This window comes from Crocinitomicaceae bacterium, from assembly GCA_016708105.1.
GTDB lineage: Bacteria > Bacteroidota > Bacteroidia > Flavobacteriales_D > Crocinitomicaceae > JADJGJ01.
In genome coordinates this window covers 1259474-1277484 of the sequence record JADJGJ010000001.1, presented here as the reverse complement: position 1 = coordinate 1277484, position 18011 = coordinate 1259474, and the positions used below count along the sequence as shown (strand labels likewise).

Annotated in this window: 17 protein-coding genes; 5 read left to right on the top strand and 12 right to left on the bottom strand. The window is 36.9% G+C overall.

What is annotated here, in order from left to right:
* The first annotated feature begins 122 nt into the window (after positions 1–122).
* Together IPH66_05465 and IPH66_05460 are read left to right on the top strand one after the other, a co-directional pair.
* A complete protein-coding gene (locus IPH66_05465) occupies positions 123–1256 on the top strand; it encodes a Fic family protein (GenBank protein ID MBK7128802.1) in 1134 nt (377 codons plus the stop codon).
* 99 nt (positions 1257–1355) lie between these two features.
* Positions 1356–1949, top strand: coding sequence for a TIGR00730 family Rossman fold protein (locus IPH66_05460; protein MBK7128801.1), 594 nt, complete (start codon positions 1356–1358; stop codon positions 1947–1949).
* Here the strand turns inward: IPH66_05460 and IPH66_05455 are convergent.
* The 9 genes from IPH66_05455 to IPH66_05415 all read right to left on the bottom strand — a co-directional run bounded on the left by IPH66_05455 (position 1946) and on the right by IPH66_05415 (position 14020).
* Complete coding sequence (locus IPH66_05455) at positions 1946–2635, bottom strand: hypothetical protein (GenBank protein MBK7128800.1); 690 nt, start codon at positions 2633–2635, stop codon at positions 1946–1948. The genes IPH66_05460 and IPH66_05455 overlap by 4 nt on opposite strands.
* A 43-nt stretch (positions 2636–2678) precedes the next feature.
* A complete protein-coding gene (locus IPH66_05450) occupies positions 2679–3017 on the bottom strand; it encodes a tRNA-binding protein (GenBank protein MBK7128799.1) in 339 nt (112 codons plus the stop codon).
* Positions 3014–3709 (bottom strand): response regulator transcription factor, encoded by a 696-nt coding sequence (locus IPH66_05445; GenBank protein MBK7128798.1) that lies wholly within the window; start codon positions 3707–3709, stop codon positions 3014–3016. Before IPH66_05445 ends, IPH66_05450 begins: the two co-directional genes overlap by 4 nt.
* Positions 3710–4115: 406 nt before the next feature.
* Positions 4116–5492 (bottom strand): HAMP domain-containing histidine kinase, encoded by a 1377-nt coding sequence (locus tag IPH66_05440; GenBank protein MBK7128797.1) that lies wholly within the window; start codon positions 5490–5492, stop codon positions 4116–4118.
* Positions 5493–5681: 189 nt separating this feature from the next.
* On the bottom strand, positions 5682–7931 hold the full coding sequence (locus IPH66_05435; protein ID MBK7128796.1) for a hypothetical protein: 2250 nt from the start codon (positions 7929–7931) through the stop codon (positions 5682–5684).
* An 87-nt stretch (positions 7932–8018) separates the two neighbouring features.
* A complete protein-coding gene (locus IPH66_05430) occupies positions 8019–9866 on the bottom strand; it encodes a T9SS type A sorting domain-containing protein (protein ID MBK7128795.1) in 1848 nt (615 codons plus the stop codon).
* A 113-nt stretch (positions 9867–9979) separates the two neighbouring features.
* Entirely contained in the window at positions 9980–11653 is a 1674-nt protein-coding gene (gene menD, locus IPH66_05425; protein ID MBK7128794.1) for a 2-succinyl-5-enolpyruvyl-6-hydroxy-3-cyclohexene-1-carboxylic-acid synthase, read from the bottom strand.
* A gap of 101 nt (positions 11654–11754) precedes the next feature.
* Positions 11755–12450: a response regulator transcription factor gene (locus tag IPH66_05420; protein ID MBK7128793.1), complete on the bottom strand. Its 696-nt coding sequence runs from the start codon at positions 12448–12450 to the stop codon at positions 11755–11757.
* Complete coding sequence (locus IPH66_05415; protein MBK7128792.1) at positions 12443–14020, bottom strand: HAMP domain-containing histidine kinase; 1578 nt, start codon at positions 14018–14020, stop codon at positions 12443–12445. Before IPH66_05415 ends, IPH66_05420 begins: the two co-directional genes overlap by 8 nt.
* Positions 14021–14271: 251 nt before the next feature.
* Here IPH66_05415 and IPH66_05410 point away from each other — a divergent pair, with 251 nt between their 5' ends.
* The 3 genes from IPH66_05410 (at position 14272) to IPH66_05400 (ending at position 16110) form a co-directional block, all read left to right on the top strand.
* The gene (locus IPH66_05410; GenBank protein MBK7128791.1) at positions 14272–14775 is read left to right on the top strand and encodes a hypothetical protein; all 504 of its coding nucleotides are present in this window, start codon (positions 14272–14274) and stop codon (positions 14773–14775) included.
* A gap of 268 nt (positions 14776–15043) precedes the next feature.
* Positions 15044–15814, top strand: coding sequence for a 5'/3'-nucleotidase SurE (gene surE, locus IPH66_05405; GenBank protein MBK7128790.1), 771 nt, complete (start codon positions 15044–15046; stop codon positions 15812–15814).
* Between the two features lie 2 nt (positions 15815–15816).
* Positions 15817–16110 (top strand): hypothetical protein, encoded by a 294-nt coding sequence (locus tag IPH66_05400; protein ID MBK7128789.1) that lies wholly within the window; start codon positions 15817–15819, stop codon positions 16108–16110.
* A gap of 29 nt (positions 16111–16139) precedes the next feature.
* Here the strand turns inward: IPH66_05400 and IPH66_05395 are convergent, their stop codons facing one another.
* The 3 genes from IPH66_05395 to IPH66_05385 form a co-directional block, all read right to left on the bottom strand.
* Positions 16140–16394, bottom strand: a complete 255-nt coding sequence (locus tag IPH66_05395) for a hypothetical protein (protein MBK7128788.1) — start codon at positions 16392–16394, stop codon at positions 16140–16142.
* Positions 16395–16653: 259 nt separating this feature from the next.
* Entirely contained in the window at positions 16654–17544 is an 891-nt protein-coding gene (locus tag IPH66_05390; protein MBK7128787.1) for a hypothetical protein, read from the bottom strand.
* Positions 17545–17570: 26 nt separating this feature from the next.
* Positions 17571–17885, bottom strand: a complete 315-nt coding sequence (locus tag IPH66_05385; GenBank protein MBK7128786.1) for a hypothetical protein — start codon at positions 17883–17885, stop codon at positions 17571–17573.
* Positions 17886–18011: the final 126 nt, after the last annotated feature.

Below are 18011 nucleotides of genomic sequence, written 5' to 3'. Positions count from 1 at the left end.
TACGAAGCAAAAAAAAAAAAAACGAAAGTGCGGAGATAAATAACTTTAATCTGAGCATATTCTGCGGAGAAAATTTTATTTGCGGAGAATAAGAGGTATATTTGTCGCACAAATTGCGGAGAATGAAAATTTATATACACGAAAAAGGAAACTGGACAGACTTCACTTGGGATAATAAGAAAGTGATGATAAAACTTGGTGAAACCAGAAATCAACAGGGCAGACTTCTTGGTAAAATGGAATCACTAGGTTTTGATTTGCAGAATGAAGCGGTTTTGGATACTCTTACTTTAGATGTTATAAAATCTTCTGAGATTGAAGGTGAGTTTTTAGAAATTGAACAAGTACGTTCTTCAATTGCTCGTCGACTAGGCATTGATATTGCCGGAGCAGTGGAATCGGAACGCCATGTTGACGGAATAGTTGAAATGATGCTTGACGCTACACAAAGATATGATTTGCCGTTGACTAAAGACAGATTATTTGGTTGGCATGCTTCGTTGTTTCCGTCTGGCTGGAGTAATCTATATAAAATCACAGTTGCAGATTGGAGAAAAGACACGACTAGTCCAATGCAAGTTGTATCTGGACCTATGGGAAAAGAAAAAGTTCACTATCAAGCTCCAGACTCAGACAGGATAGAACCAGAAATGAAAAGATTCTTAGACTGGTTTGAAAACGAGAAAGAAATAGATTTGGTTCTAAAAGCTGCTATTGCCCATTTATGGTTCGTAACAATCCATCCATTTGACGATGGAAACGGGCGAATTACAAGAGCAATTACAGATATGACATTGGCACGTTCTGACAAAAGTATTAGGCGATTCTACAGTATGTCAGCGCAGATTAGAGTCGAAAGGAAACAGTATTATGAAAAACTTGAAAAAACACAAAAAGGAAATTCAGATATAACAGAATGGATTTTATGGTTTTTGCAATGTCTAATAAATGCTATTGACTCCACAGAAGGGACTTTATCGAAAATACTTCATAAAGCAGAATTTTGGAAAAGACATTCCACCACAATTCTCAATGATAGGCAACAAAAAATAATAAATAGACTTCTTGATGGATTTGATGGAAAGTTGACAACCTCAAAATGGGGAAAAATTAATAAGTGCTCACAAGATACTGCTCTTCGAGACATTCAAGATTTGATAAAGAAGGATATCTTACAAAAAGAAGCAAGTGGTGGACGAAGTACAAATTATGAACTAAGAGAAATGCCGGGCGCACACAATATGTATACAAAATAGGCGGAATAACAGTAAATTCAAGGATTGTGACCACTTCAACATGTAATGGTTTGATAAGCTTGAACAACGTAATCGCCTACTATTTTTATACTAAGCTACATGATAAATAAATTCAATCAAATAACTGTTTTTTGCGGATCATCGTCAGGAGATGCTGATGATTATACCTGTGCTGCCAAGGAACTTGGAAAATTATTTGCGCAAAAAAATATCCGATTAATTTATGGGGGCGGATCCATTGGCCTTATGGGAACTGTGGCTGATGCAGTGCTTGAAAATGGCGGTGAAGTTACCGGTGTTATTCCGGAATTTTTAGGCACAAAAGAAATTGCACATCACCGGCTCACAGAACTGATTCGCGTTGAAACCATGCATGAGCGCAAAATGAAGATGAATGAGCTGGCTGAAGGATTTATCATTCTGCCCGGCGGCATAGGTACCATGGAAGAATTTTTTGAAATACTAACCTGGGCACAACTGGGATTGCATCAAAAACCTATTGGAATTTTAAATGTGGCCGGATACTATGATGATTTGATTCATTTCATGCAACAAATGACAAGCCATGGATTTTTGAAACCTGAACACCTGCTGCTCATGGTACACGCTGATAATGCAAAATCATTGCTGGCAGCCATGGCGAAATACGAACCACCAAAGATTGGGAAAATTATTACGGGGGAGAGAACTTAGTCGTTGGATGTTTTATGTTTCTTGATTGGAAAAGGAATGTTTTTATCCTCAATAATTTTTGTTCCTTCGGAATCAAATTCATCAAAAGTTCCAAGGTCATAATTAATTGTTCCACGAATATTTCCAGATTCATAATACACCTTATGAAATCCTACCGGTTGGCTATTTCGGAAGAACCCTTCGTACCAAATTCCTCCTTGAGGATGATTAACTTCCAGATACAAGGAGTCAACATAAACTAGAAGGTGCTTGTGAGGAACAACAACAGATTGATTTGCTTCGTACGGAACAAAATAAATTAAGCTATCGTCTTTAAAGTTTTGTATATACAAAATTTGTTTCTTGTTATAATATTGAAAAAAGATACCATCTCTCTTACCATTTTTCATATTCCCTTCTTCCTTTATACCTGACCAATTGAAATAAAATCCATTTAGTGTATCATTTTGAAAATTTTCAATTTTTATAACCGTTCCTTTCGAATTTGTCAGAACATGCTTACCCTGTTTTAATCCATCGCTGTCAACGTAGTTTATAAGCTCACTTGAGTTAGGCAGCGTGTCAATTCTTTGCTCTTCAATTGTTGGATCTATTTCTTTGTTTACTGTCTTGTCATTTAATTCCTCCGTATGGTCGCAAGAAATAAACAAGATTACGGGGATCAGATTAAAATATACGGGGCGCATAAAAGGATAATTCAAACCTTGAAGAAAGTAACAGTAACAAATATTAACCAACCCGCAACCCATTTTTGCACTCCTTGTCCGGTTGCAGCAAAACAACTCCGCCATTGCCGTCAACTACACCCAACACCAAACACTCACTCATGAAAGGTCCAATTTGCTTGGGTGGAAAATTAACCACCGCCACAATTTGTTTACCAATTAATTCTTCAGGCACATAATGAACCGTTATTTGAGCGCTTGATTTTTTAATTCCTAATTCGCCAAAATCAATCTGCAATTTATACGCAGGTTTTTTAGCTTCAACAAATATCTCAGCTTGCAGAATGGTGCCGGTTCTTATATCTACCTTTTCAAAATCAGTCCAGGTCAATGCATGATTCATTCTACGGTTAATTTAAATCCAACACCATGCACATTTTGAATAGACACCTTTTCATCAGGCTTTAAATACTTTCTCAGTTTGGTGATGAAAACATCCAAACTACGTCCCACAAAATAATCATCTTGACCCCAAACGGAATTCAAAACAATATCACGAGGCAAAACTTTATTTACATGCTGAACCAGCAACTGTAATATGCGCGCTTCCTTTTTGGTAAGACTCTGCGTTTCACCATTTGAATAACGAAGAACGAAATTCTCTGTGTCGAAAATAATTTTTCCTACTACCAAACTTTTTGGTTCCTCCTCTTCTTTCACCAAATTAACTCGCTTCAAAATAGCCTGTACACGCAACAAAAATTCTTCTGTTGAAAAAGGTTTCGTCAGATAATCGTCTGCGCCGGCTTTGAATCCTTCAATTCTGTCTTCAGCTTGATTTTTAGCCGTCAAAAAAAGAATGGGAACATTTTTATTCACCTTACGAATATCTCTGGCAAGCGTGAATCCATCTTTCCTTGGCATCATCACATCCAATATGCACATCTGATATGGATGTTCACCAAATTTTTTTAAACCCTCTACTCCATCAGTACACAATTGTACATCATATCCATTCTCCTTCAACTTATCTTGAACAACAAAACCCAGGTTGTAATCATCTTCAACCAACAATATTTTTATTTTTTCTTTCATATTTTTTTTTATTTAATCCACTTGGGATATTTCCCCCCCCCAAACCAAAATTATTCTATTTGGATATTGGCACCCCCAAATAAATTCTGTTAATTCACCTCAAACAAATTCTGTTAATTCAACCCCCCAAAAAAAATCTGTTTATTCAAACCCCCAAATAAATTCTGTTTATTCAACCTCCCCAAATAAATTCTGTTTATTCAACCCCCCAATAAATTCTGTTTATTCAACCCCCCAATAAATTCTGTTTATTCAACCCCCCCAAATAAATTCTGTTTATTCAACCCCCCAAATAAATTCTGTTTATTCAACCTCCCCAAATAAATTCTGTTTATTCAACCCCCCCCAAAAAAAAAATCCCCCCCCGGGAGACGCGATGGTATCGCGTCTCTACGGTGGGTGCGGGTTAAATGGTGGTGGTTGTTATGGTTTTTACGGGGAATGATACGGTAAATTCTGACCCTTTACCTAGGCTGCTTTTCACATCCACCGATCCACCTAATTGTTCTGTGATCGTTTTCACATAATATAATCCTAATCCAAATCCTTTCACGTCATGCAAATTTCCGGTTGAAACACGATAAAATTTATCGAAAACATATTTTTGATTCTCGCGAGAAATTCCTTTTCCGTTGTCTGTTACTGTTATATAAATTTTATTTTTTGCATTGCGGGTGCTGATTCTGATTGCCGGTGTAATTTCACAATATTTCACTGCGTTGTCCAGCAAATTGTAAATGACATTGGTAACATGCACCACATCAGCCTCAACCAAATGTTCTGTCGCAGCTAAATCAATGGATATTTTTCCACCGGTTTCTTCTAATTGATTGAACTCAAAATTCTCTTTTGCCTCTTCTATTATTTCATGAATACAAAAAACTTCAATCTTTAATTTTATTTCATGCTTGTCTAATTTTGCAATATTGAGAACGCGTTCCACCTGCTGTTCCAATCGTTTGTTTTCTTTATAAATAATGCCTGCATATCGCTGCAATTTATCTGATTCATCTTTCTGTTGATCAAGATTTAATAATGTTTCACTACTGATGCGAATAGTAGCTATTGGTGTTTTCAGCTCATGAGTCATGTTATTAATGAAATCATTTTTAATTTCTGATAATTTTTTCTGCTTTAGAATCACGGAGACAGAAAATGAAAAGAAAACAAGTACAACAAGAATTACTGCAAATAAATAATACCACGGAGTAACTGCATCAGGTGTTTCAGCCAACAATTCCAAACCAATTTTAGGGAAGAATACCGTAAAATAATGGGCATCAGAATTGAGTTTAATTTGCAGCGCAGGTCTCAGTTTCTCTGCATCTTTAGAAAAATCTGTAATAAAAGTTGAATCATCCACAAAGCGGATATAATTACCATAAATGATACTGTCCAAATAACAATCATAAATACCATACTGAAAATCCTGCTCCACATTCTGATGGTAAAATTCTTTTTTCAGCAATGTTTCAAGCAGGTAGGGCATCACCGTGTCCTGCAATTCAACGGTAAAATAATTTGGTGTTAGTTGCCTAACATTACCGTACAAATCACCTGGCTGTTGGTTGATGCGCTGAATTTCGGTGGCAACATTTTTTAAAGCCACAGTTACATTATCATTGAATTGTTTTATGCTGATACTATCTTGCCGCTGCTGCAACTCAATATTTTTTTCCTGAAACTCAATGTTTTTTTTAATCCAGAATAACTGAATAACCAGAATGGAGAGTAATGAAATTACTCCAAGAACTATAACCATTCTGATGCTGCGATTACTCATGCAGATAAAATTAATTCTATTTTATTCAGTTAGTTGTTAAAAGCTTGTTAAACCCTTATTTATGAATATCAACCGGCCAAACATGAAGCTTTAACTGAAGCCGACCGGTGTTTATGTTTTACACGCTCATCCTTCAAACTCAGTTAAATTAGTCATTTCATGGCAATAATGCATCTACCAACCAATGGTTCAGAGTTGATATCGCCATACACCACGACCAAAAAGTCCGACCGTTAATTGCTTTGTTTTTTCATGAAAATGTAATCCATAGATTTTGCAATGCGGCAGACCTTCGCCAATTTTTTGCCAATTCGCTTTGCCTTTCATGCATTTTTCGTTAGCATAAAAAACTCCTGAACGGGTTGCTATAAATAATTCAGGATTCCCTTCTTCATTGATTCGTGTAATCATATTGAATCGTCCAGCAAGAGTAGGCGGAATGTTTTGAGACACATCCGTGATTCTTTTTATCCAATGCTGTTTTTTATTGTACTTGACACAGTAAACCAGTTTTCCATCTGATTCAGAATTCACGTATGAGATGTACAAACAATCTGCGTCTTGCGGATGACATTCAACATCACCCAACCAGGCATTCACAGGTAAATTTAACTCATACCATGATTGAATAACAACTGCAGCGCTATCCATAACCTGCGTTGTACGATAAAGCCTATGCCGCGTGATTTTATTTCCATTTTCATCCTGGTCATAATGCAAAACATAAGCGTACAAATGATCAGGAAAAAACGCATTATTAAATAAGCCATACACTTTGTACGAATTTAGATTATGTGATTTCTTAAAATCAGAAATCTGTTCTGCTGATTTTTTCTCAGATGGCTGTGAAGTTCTGGCAACATCAATATTTCCTTTTGAGTCGATATCTTTTCTGGTATAGTTAAAAAAAAGCGTGTTGAAATCAGCAGGATACATCACAGCAGAAAGCTCCCAACCCGGTGTACCCATTCCGTTTGCTGTGTGCATGTTTAATAGATTGGAAGCAGTGTCAGCAGAATAATACAAACCACCTCCTGAGTATTGGGTTGATGTATACACGATGCCTGCATTATCAGGATGAATCAATGGAGTGAGTGCGTCTCCACCATTGACATTTCTCCACACATAATTTTCATTTTTGTCAAAATCAGCCCGCACAGATGAACCGTCATGAAAAGTTCCAATCACAATTTGCTGAGGATCTGATTCTGAAACATCAAGTCCCATCACCTCTGCAACTGCCAAACCATTGCTTCTACTATTCCATGTTATTCCTTTATCATCTGAAACATACACACCCCCATGACACGCAATGTATATACGATTAGAATCTAAGGGGTCGTAACTCACAAACTCAATATCTACATGATAACCTGAACCAGTTTTTATTTCTTTTCCTGTTTTCAGATTATACTTTTTAATATGTACAGAATGTCCAACCATCACTTCATTTTTGTTGTGTGGATTTGCAGCAAAAGTATGACCGTGACCAAAATTCACTTGTTGCGATGTTGATATAAGTGCTAAACTATCTTCATCAATAAAATAACGATAAAGCTGATCATTACTAAGTTTGGCATAATCAATCAAAACAAGTAAATCATTTTCAATAGGCTCAATGGTGATGCTTCGTTTTTCATCAGTCTGAATGTTGATTGCATCAACCGCAATAATTTTTTCAGTCTGATAATCATATTGAATTAATTTCCATTTCTTGTCTTTTTCTAAGCTGATCCAAATTTGAGAATTGACAAAATCCATATCATATATATAACCTTGCGCGGTATTTATTTTTTTCCAAACAATATTTTCTGCAAGACAATTTGGGGTCACAAATAATCCTTCATCTGAAAGCACAAACATGACCGAAGGGTCAGCGGGTAAAAACCTGAAACCATAAACATCCATATTTTCAGATCCGGTATTTGCTAATGAGGCAGATGTGATAAATTCCCAACTTGTACCTGAATTGCGAGTGCGCAGAATGCCGCCTTGTTTTCCTATCTTACCCGGCTTACCATTATTATCTGAAAAATTTGACCAGGCAAACCAAGTTTGATGATCTGTTGGATGAAAATCTGCCCAGCCGCAACCGGAATAATTCCAATCATCTGAACCGGAATTTATCCAGTTCTCTCCCCTATCTTCACTAAAAAATAATCCACCTGAAATAGAACCCGCCAATAAATATTTTGAGTCAGACTGAAACACTCTTATAAACTCAACAGGCCCAATGCCACAAGCGTTGATATTGTTAGGTGATTCAGGTTTATCCATTGGCCCTAAACATTCCCACCGGTTAGAAAAATTAAACGATTGTGCGAATGGAAGGTGGATATCCAGAAGTAAAATCAGCAAGACAATTAATTTTACCCAATGATGTTTTTCAAATCTTTCAACTTGAAGAATTGCGGATGGTTTAGCTACGATTGTACTCATTGGTTTTTTAATTATGCGGCATACTCGAGAACAAAATAAAAAAAAAATGCCGACATCAGCCGGCATTTTTTTTTTGAAATCTTTTTTCTATTGCAAGACAAGTCGTGAAGTATACCGTTGTCCGTTTTGTTCAATATTTACGAAGTATACCCCTTTTGACATCTCATTCAAATCTAGTGTAGCAGTTGTATTTGCTGATTGAACCAGAATAATTTTTCCTGAAACATCAGTTACTTGAATCAAATAATTACCGTTGCCTTTCACTTGTACAAGTCCACTTGAAGGATTTGGATATATTTCAAAACCTCCATCAATCAATTCAGGAATTCCAACACTTGATTTAATGCTGAAGGTTGTGTCTTTAGTACATCCATTATCATCAGTAACCGTGATTGTATAGTTGCCTGAGGCAAGACCACTGATGTCTTCAGTAGTGGCGGCATTGCTCCAAATGGTGCTTACGTAAGGCATAGTTCCGCCATTAATTGAAGCATCAATAGAACCGTTTGAAGTACCATTATCATACGTCGTGACACCGGTGATTACAATGGCTGCCGGCTCAGTAACAGAAGCAGAGGCTGTGTCAGAACATCCTGAAGCATCCGTAACGGTTACAATGTAAGTACCAGGTGCAAGGCTGTCAGCTTCAACTGTTGTCTGCGCCAGTGGATCATCCCACAAATAAGTAAACGGAGCAACCCCATTGATAACAACTGCTGTAATTTCAGCGTTGGCAGAATCATGACACAATACATTAGACGAATGCATTACAACCATCAGTTCAAGTGGTTCTCCAATGGTGATGTTTCCGGTACCTTCACAACCTAAATTATCAGTAACGTTTACGTTGTAAGTATTTGGTGGCAGATCAATTGCTGTTGCCGTGGTTTGCAAATCAGGATCATCCCATGCATACGTGTATGGACCGGTTCCGTTTTGTGGAGTTGCCGTTGCTACGCCATTGCTGTCTCCAAAACAATTGACATCGGTTCCAACCACATCTATAATTAAATCAGGTAAAACAGTTATCACCACTTCAGCACTATCATTACATCCTGAAATATCAGTCATATAAAGTTTTGCTGTGTATGTTCCGGGTGTGGTATACACGTGAGAAGGATTCTGTGAAAAATCAACCGGAGAACCGTCACCAAAATCCCACATATAGTCAGAAATATCATTTAAATCACTGGTTGAAGCATCAGTAAATGTCACCGGAAAATCAGGACAAACAGAAGTGATATCAGAACTAAAATCTGCATCACGATACATACACACACGGTGAGTACCTAGAACACCACCGGTTGCACCAGTCCATCCCCAATATACAGATGGGTTTCCGGTGAAAACGGTATTGATGATATCATAGTTTTGCGCAAAAATAAATGAACCGTCAAAGAAAACAGAAATCACCTGCAAAGTTGGATCCCACAAAACTCTGAACGAATGGTATCCACCATCTTCAATATTTGGCAAGGCAATAGGTGCAACAATATTATGTTCAACACTGTTGTTCATTGACATTCCAATGTGATCAGACAAAACATCTGTTGCAACCGTTGGGTTACTATGCCATACGTCTACTTCAATAGCCAATGATTTTGCAGAGATTGGAGGACTTGAAAAAGGTGAAACATCACGATAACCTAGCGTGTAACCAACATCTCCAATACCGGTTGCATTTTGCTGAAGCACGAATGCCATACCGTCTGCCTCACCATCTGCATTCCCTGCATAAACAAAAAAGGTCATGTCAAATGGTTGTGTCAAATCAATTGGGGCAGGACTCCAAATAGCTCCTTTGTCATTTGTCGTGCCATTTGTCAAGGAGTAGCAATCACAGCCAGCACCAAAGGTTGTTGAAGAATTCATGGTCATTTGGCTTTGCGCAATAAAGCTCAAGCCGCATGATAAAAGAAGTAAAGATTTTTTCATGTCTCTCTTTTCATTAGTTGTCAGGATACGATTTTGTTTTGCACCAAAATGATAGCCTGATTGATTCTTGGATACTATAGTTACGGATAAAGGTAAGAAAAAGTTGGTTTACATCATGTACGGGATACCTGACGCAAGAAACTAAAATAGTTTTTCAAGACATCCTCATTTTTCTGACTAAACGTTTTAACCTCAATTAAACACAGGGTGTTATACTCATCTAGAAATGCGGTTTGTAATGCTTTGTCAAAACCGGTAATATCAGATGCTGTGTGAAATTTTATTATAAATGCTTGACAAAGAGATTTCAAATCAGCTTCGTACGGTGAGAAAAAATAGTCAGCTTGAGGAGTTTCAGTAGGACCATCCAGAATTTTAAATATTCCACCACCACCATTATTAATGACAATGATTTTCAAATTGCTCGGCAGATATTTATTCCAGAGGGCATTAGAATCATATAAAAAAGAAATGTCTCCGGTAATTAAAACATTCAACCGAGTAGAATCAGTAACTGCAAAACCAAGGGCAGTGCTTGTTGAACCATCAATACCACTCACCCCGCGATTAGCATAATACCTGATATCCTGAGCCGGATCAAAGAGTTGACAATATCTCACCACAGAAGAATTAGCCATGTGCAGGGTAACATTTTCAGGCAAGCGATCAACTATTTGTTTGAAAACCGTAAAGTCAGAATAAGCAGCTTGCGCAAGAAAAACATCATGTTGTTCACGTGCTAAAAAATCTTTTTGTTTCCAATGATCACCATAATTTGATTGCGGGAGATAGTCAATTGACGCAACATAATTGAAAAAAGACTTTTCATTCACATCAAATGATTGCGTGAGCGATTGAAAGGTATCTTCTTCAAAAAGATATTCACCCACACGCCAGGTAGCTGCCGGTTTATTTTTTCTGAGAAAGGCTTTTATTTTTTTTGAGATCACAGCACCGCCACAAGTGATTAGCAAATCAGGTGAAAATTTGATTGCCTCATCTTCTGAAATCAATGCCAGCGTGCGGTCAATGCAATGTACAATTTTTGAAAAATGATATAGATTAGATGTATTTTCAACAAGTATGGCAACAGAGGCATCATTGATCAAAGGCAGAAGTTCACGCAGCAATGCAGCATCAGCATCTAACTGACCAATCAGAATGAGTTTTCTCTCTGATGTCATCCAAATTTTTTCAATGATATTTTTTTCTTGCTGACTCAATTGTTTTTCTGAAGATGATAATAATTCTACTTCAGGTTTTGTTGTCAACTCAGCCCTACCATAAAGTGGTTCATTCAATGGAATGTTTATATGCACCGGACCTGATGGATTTTCAATCAATACATGAAAGGCATCATTCACTATTTTATCAGACAAACAGAGGTTAGATTGAATACTAAAATCAGGCAATTCAAAACCGGCTTTAATATAATTGGCAAAGACATTTTTTTGTCTGATGGTTTGTCCGTCACCTTGATCAACCAATGCTACCGGTCTATCAGCAGTAAGTACAAGCAAGGGCTTGCGTCTATAATATGCCTCAGCAATTGCCGGAGCATAATTTAAAGGCGCACTGCCTGAAGTACATGTAACAGCAACAGGTTGGCCGGTGGCATCAATCATTCCCAATGCAAAAAAAGCTGCGCTGCGTTCGTCATGTATCAGCCATATTTTTATTCCGGGATGTTCATCAAAAGCAATGATGAGTGGTGCGTTGCGTGAACCGGGTGAAACAACAACATGACGCAAACCATGCTGATAACAGATTTCAGCTAGATGAGCCACGTGTGTATGGTTGGTTGTGATCATGATGATGCAAAGCTAATGCTGATTGAACAACCAAGTGTCAGCGTGAAATAAAAAATTTAATTATTGCAGAAAAAAAATCATCCCTGCTTTTTCACTAATAGGCGAAAACCCTTGCCGTGAACATTCATGATTTCAACCTGGGTAGAGGCGCTGAGATATTTTCGCAGTTTGGTAATGTATACATCCATACTTCTTCCGTTGAAATAGTTGTCATCACCCCAAACATGTTTCAGTGCTTCATTTCTATCAAGCACTTCTTCCTGATTTTTAACCAGCAGGTAAAACAGTTCATTCTCTTTGGTAGTCAATTTAGTTTTCTGTCCGCCAACGTCAATGGTTTGTTGCAGGTAGTCATAGGTAACATCAGCTACTTGAAAACTGGTTTCTTTTTTTCCTTCTTTATATGCCCTTTTTAAAATGGCGTTTATGCGAGCAAGCAACTCTTCCATTGCGAAAGGTTTGGTCAAATAATCATCACCTCCCGCTTCAAAACCTGTGAGTTTATCTTCTTTCATTGATCGGGCAGTGAGAAAAAGAATAGGAATTTCCTGGTCTACTTTTCGTATTTCTTTAGCCACGGTAAAACCGTCTTTTGCCGGCATCATGACATCCAGAATAATAAAATCATACAACTGCTCCTTAAAGCGTTTCAGGGCTATTTCACCATCAACACACAGGGTTACATCAAATGATTTTGCTTTGAGATAACTTGACAATACAGTTCCCAAACTGGTATCATCTTCTGCCAATAATATTTTTACTTTTTCACTCATGACTTACCGTTATTTTAAAAGTTGAACCTTTTCCTAAAGCACTTTTGAGATCTATTGTTCCGTTGTGCAGTTTTACTATTGAAAAAACATAACTCAATCCAAGTCCAAATCCCTTGACGTTGTGAATATCGCCCGTTGGTACCCGATAGAGTTTTTCAAAAATTCTTTTCTGATCTTCTTTTTTTATTCCAATTCCATTGTCTTCAACTACCAATGAAAATCCGCCTGATTTTTTTTCAAGAGAAATGTGAACATGTGGTTGTTCTTCACAATACTTCAATGAATTGTCAAGCAAATTATAAATCACATTGGCAAAATGCATTTTGTCTATTCTCCATACAATAATATCTGCTTTGTCAATTGAAATCTCTCCCCCTTTATCATGATAACGAATGCGGAAGGACTCTACCACTTGTTTGAGCAAATCATCTACTGAACATTCTTCTAAATTCAATTTTAATCTGCCTTTATCAATCAAAGCAGTTTGCAATACATTTTCAACCAATTTGCCCAGTCGTTTATTTTCCTGATCAATCATGCCAATAAAACTATTCAAGGTATCACGGTCATTTTGCAAATCAGGATCACGCACTGCCTCACATGCCAGAGAAATTGTAGCAATTGGCGTTTTCAGTTCATGGGTCATATTACTGATGAAATCATTTTTAATTTCAGATAATTGTTTTTGTCTGAAGATAGTGTTCACCGCAAAATAAAATGCTAACATCACAATAATTACCAATGCCAAGGAGGCAAGCAAGGTACCTGTCATTTCTTTCCACACTAAAAACTGTTGTCCGGGAAATTTTACTAGCAATAAATATTCACCCGGAATCACGTCATTAGGATATAGCAAGGTAGTATGTTCACTTTGTTTAAGCGAATTGTCAAAATGTTTGCTGCCGGTTTTAAAACGTACTTCACGACCTTGAGTACTTATGATATTAAACCTGAAACTGGTATCAATTTTATTTTCATTTAAATGATAAGCGAGCAGCGAATCAAGCAAAACTAAATTTAATCTGAGTGCAATATCATCTACCGGATTAGTAGTAAACATGCGTTCAATCAAATAATTTAAGTAGTAGGTTTTTTTATTGATTTGTTTTGCAAAAGATTCATTCCATTGTATGGCAAAAGAATTGGTATCACTATCTAAACCTAAAGTAGAGTTATCAATTTCAGCCGGCGTAATACCTCGCAAATCTTTGGTGATAACTCTGTGTTCTGCTTTTAAACCGGTAGCTGTGTCAATCAAATTTCCTTGAACAAGTAAGAAGCGGGTTTTGGCACCATCTTTAAAAATGATTGTATCACGCACGGCAATAGATTCCTGTGATTGAATGACAGCCCCAAATTCACTTCGCACAAAATCATCCAGCGAACCTTCAAGACCTTCATCAATTGCTTCAGGATTTGCCAATTGAATCATTTCATACGTTTCAAGGTCAAGCGCAGTTTTGTTGAGAGCAACTTTCACATCTTCACCAAATTTTTGCTCAGTTAATTCATGCACGTTATTGATCCATCCGTATTGCAGAAAGAAAAGCCCCAGAACGGCTAGTGACATCAGTACAATTACTATTTTAATCCGGTTTCTGCTCAACACTGACTTTTACTTTTATTAACCAAAAATAACTTAACACCTTTTAGATTATTTCAAACTTAACTTTATTTAACCAAATACGGGTCAACTAGATTTCTTATTCAATCGAATTCAGGGTTATTTGATATCTGGCATGAAAATGGGATAATGTTAGCTGATAGTTCTGAGTCAATTCATATTACTCAGGCAAAATCTTAAACGAAAAAACACCTATTATGAAAACGTATTTCATGCTTGCCACATTGTTTTTATTCAGCAGTGTAATAGCACAACAGGCAGACACGGTAGTAGTTAGAAAGACCAGTCCGGTAAAAAAAGTGGATGTAAAAGTAGATCAGGCACCGCAAAAAATTGATTTCATTTCAGACATATCAGGCACGTACACCATTAGTGGATATGCTGTTTTAAGTTTGAATACACTTCCAAAAGAAGAATTAAATGCGTTGATTGGTACAGATGTTATTATCTCAAACACCAGCATTACAGGTTCATCCATTGATCCCTTCACATTTGAAATTTATCAAATAGAAAAAATCTTTCGTGATGATTATATTTTCCGTGTGTTTGGTCGTGAAATTAAAGCACCTGAACCTGATATGCCAAGCCAGTTTTACGTGCATAAAACCGACAACGAAAATCTTTACGGAATAGCAGAAACAGGAGAAGGAGAATTGGCGATACCATACCATGGTGTGCTGCTTTATCTTGTCAAAAAATAATATCATTTATTTCTGAATCAAAGTGTAGCACGTATGGACGCGTAGGGACGCGTAGGGACAGGTCGCGACCTGTCCCTACGCGTCCCTACGTGTCCGAGATTAATTCTTTGTTACTTTTTCATGTTGCAGTATTTACGTTTTGTAGCAGATATTTTTTGTAAGCTGAGCTGTTAACAGGCTTGCAGAAAATTGTCAACCACCCCATGCTAAAAAATGATGCCAATAAAATGACTGAACAATCAGTATTATTGGCAAATTTGTGCAAGATATGAAGTCAGAAAAACCACTTATACTCATCACCAATGATGACAGCATCAGCGCCAAAGGAATTGCAAGTTTGGTAGAAGCCATGCGTCCTTTGGGTGATATTCTGGTGGTTGCACCGGATAGTCCGCAAAGCGGAATGGGACATGCAATCACTATTCATTCACCTTTGAGGTTGGCAAAATCAAATCAGTTTGAAGGTATTTCATCATACACTTGCTCAGGCACACCGGTTGATTGCGTGAAGCTGGCTATCTATGAAATTTTAAAAAGAAGACCTGACCTCTTGGTTTCTGGCATTAATCATGGAGCTAATGCATCAACCAATGTATTGTATTCAGGCACCATGTCTGCCGCTGTTGAAGGGGCTATTGAAGGTATTCCTTCTATTGGTTTTTCAATCTTGGATCATGCTGCTGATGCAGATTTCACTGCGGCGCAAGATTTCGCTACCCGCATTGCACAAGGCGTTATTAAAAACAAATTACAAACCGGTGTTTGCCTCAATGTGAATATTCCAAAAGGAAAACCTGAGCAAATCAACGGAATGAAAATATGCCGGCAAGGCCGCGCGTTTTGGGAAGATTCTTTTGATAAACGCAAAGACCCTTCAGGCAACGAGTATTATTGGCTTACCGGAAAATTTGAAACCAGTGATAAAGGAGAAGACACTGATATGTGGGCATTAGAACATAAATTTGTATCCATTGTGCCTACTCAATTTGACATGACTGCGCATCACCTCATTTCTCAACTCAACGAATGGAACTTCTAATTATGGAAAAGTACGACAAAACCATCAACGGAATACTTGCAGGATTGATTTTACCTATACTGGGTTATATCGTTTCCTTTTTTGTTAAAACCAGAGGCACTGACATAGATTTTACCGGATACTGGGAATATACACTTCGCGGTGAACAGCAACAAGACATTCTCATTTTTTGTCTGATACCTAATATGTTTTTCTTTTATTTCACCAATTTCAGGTGGAATGCCTATAACATGACCAAAGGTTTGGTGGGTGTTACCTTGATTTTAGGACTTGCCTTGTTTTTAATTACTATGTAAGAAATTTTCAGGCAAGTATGTTGACCTGACTATTCCTGCTCAGCCAATTTACCGGCAACTGAAGGACATTTCTCTTCTAATGCCAAACTCCAACCTTCATCAGCAAATGTTTCAGGTTTGTATTTGGTCATAATTTCCAAATCACATTCATAAAACAGTATATCAAAATCACCTTCTTTATCCATGCAAGTGCAAAATTCATCAGCCGCTTTGGCTTGCTCATCGGTGTATCCGCCGCATGCTGTCAACGCAAGCAGACTCGTTACGTAAAAAATCTTTTTCATAGGTTTAGGTTTTAGTTTGGGTGTCTAATGAAAGAATATTTCAATGATCTATTCAATCAACTTCATCGGAAAGATAGAAATTTTTTTGAGTATGTGGGAATTTGGGGGGGCAGTTGGTGGTAACATTGGGCTTGTTGAAATTTGTGGAAGTGAGATTAGGGATACTATGGATGGGGCAGAAAATAGCTAACATCAACAATTTCCGGGTCAATGACAACTTCATTAGTCGAATGGTCATCTGGATTTGATATTATAAGAATCATAGAGAGTACTTTTTTTTGCGTTCATAAACATTATCTGAATCAATGATTGGAATCTCAATATTCATTGTTCCATAATATTGATATCCAGTAGCTTTAAAAAGGCATGTATCATAAAGATAAAAAAATGTGTAGGAAATTTTACCATCAAAATATGCACGTTCAAGAAACGGAAAAAGCACTGACCAAACTCTCTTAATATTCACTTCATGTGACATAGAATGAAGCATTAATAATGTAATTTGGTAGTATGTATTGTATCCATGTTCAAAATTATTTGGAAGGCCATACTTCTGGCATATTGAAACTATTGCAAGAATATTTGAATAATCTAAGTTGTCTAATTCGGTTTGAACGCATTTAGTTGTCGTTGAGTCGTAAACTGCAGTGCCATATAAAATGTGATAAAAGAAGATTCTAGTATGATCCATTGCGAGAATTTTTTCTACCTCTTCCTGTACCAAATATCCAGTGGGATTTTTCTTTATCCATTCTGGATAATATATCTCAGATTTTTTAACTAGCCATTTGACCAATCCATGTTTTTTTATCTGTTCGGTATTAGTGCCTTCAATTAGTGTGTCCTGATACGAATAATGCCAACCAAAATCACGCATCAGAATAATCGATTCTGCCTTAAAATAATTTACATCGTCAAACTCTAATGCTCGCCGAGAAAATAACAGGCGTTCTGCAGGATCAACAATATCTTCTTTTAAAAGCAATTCAAATCTTCTTTTAGCATCATTATAATTTGAGTCAGATAGATAGACATTTATAGTATCATAGATAACTGCATAACTTTTATTTTGTGAAAATATATTTACTTCAAATAACATCACAGAAAAAAAAGCAACACAAACGATGAAAATCTTTATTGTATTTAACATTGAATAGTGAAAGTATTTAGTCTTTCTCAAAAATGTCTTTTTTGTACTCCAGATATAGTCTCAGTAGAGACAACACAGTTATCTTTTCCAAGGTCAGTCTCTACACTGTCAGAGAAAGTATCCGTTACTAATTGGTCATCAGTACAATCAGTTCCCCCTTGAGTGCATTCAGTATCTCCTGTTCTTATTGTTTCATCATTAGGTCCTCCTGACAATCTCCAAATTTTTGGATAATTACTAGACAATCCGTTATGTGATTTTTGAAGCAAAAGGGAATCAATTCTCTTCATTGCCCCGATATTATTTAACGACAAAACCACTCTAATCTTGTTTGTTTTCATACCGTAATATTTGGTGTAAGTATATTAAATTATTTTCAACACATTGTTAGGGTTTACCCTAACAATTCACTTACCATTTTCCACAATGATATAAATATTTCCACAGCGATCAGAAGAATTGATTCG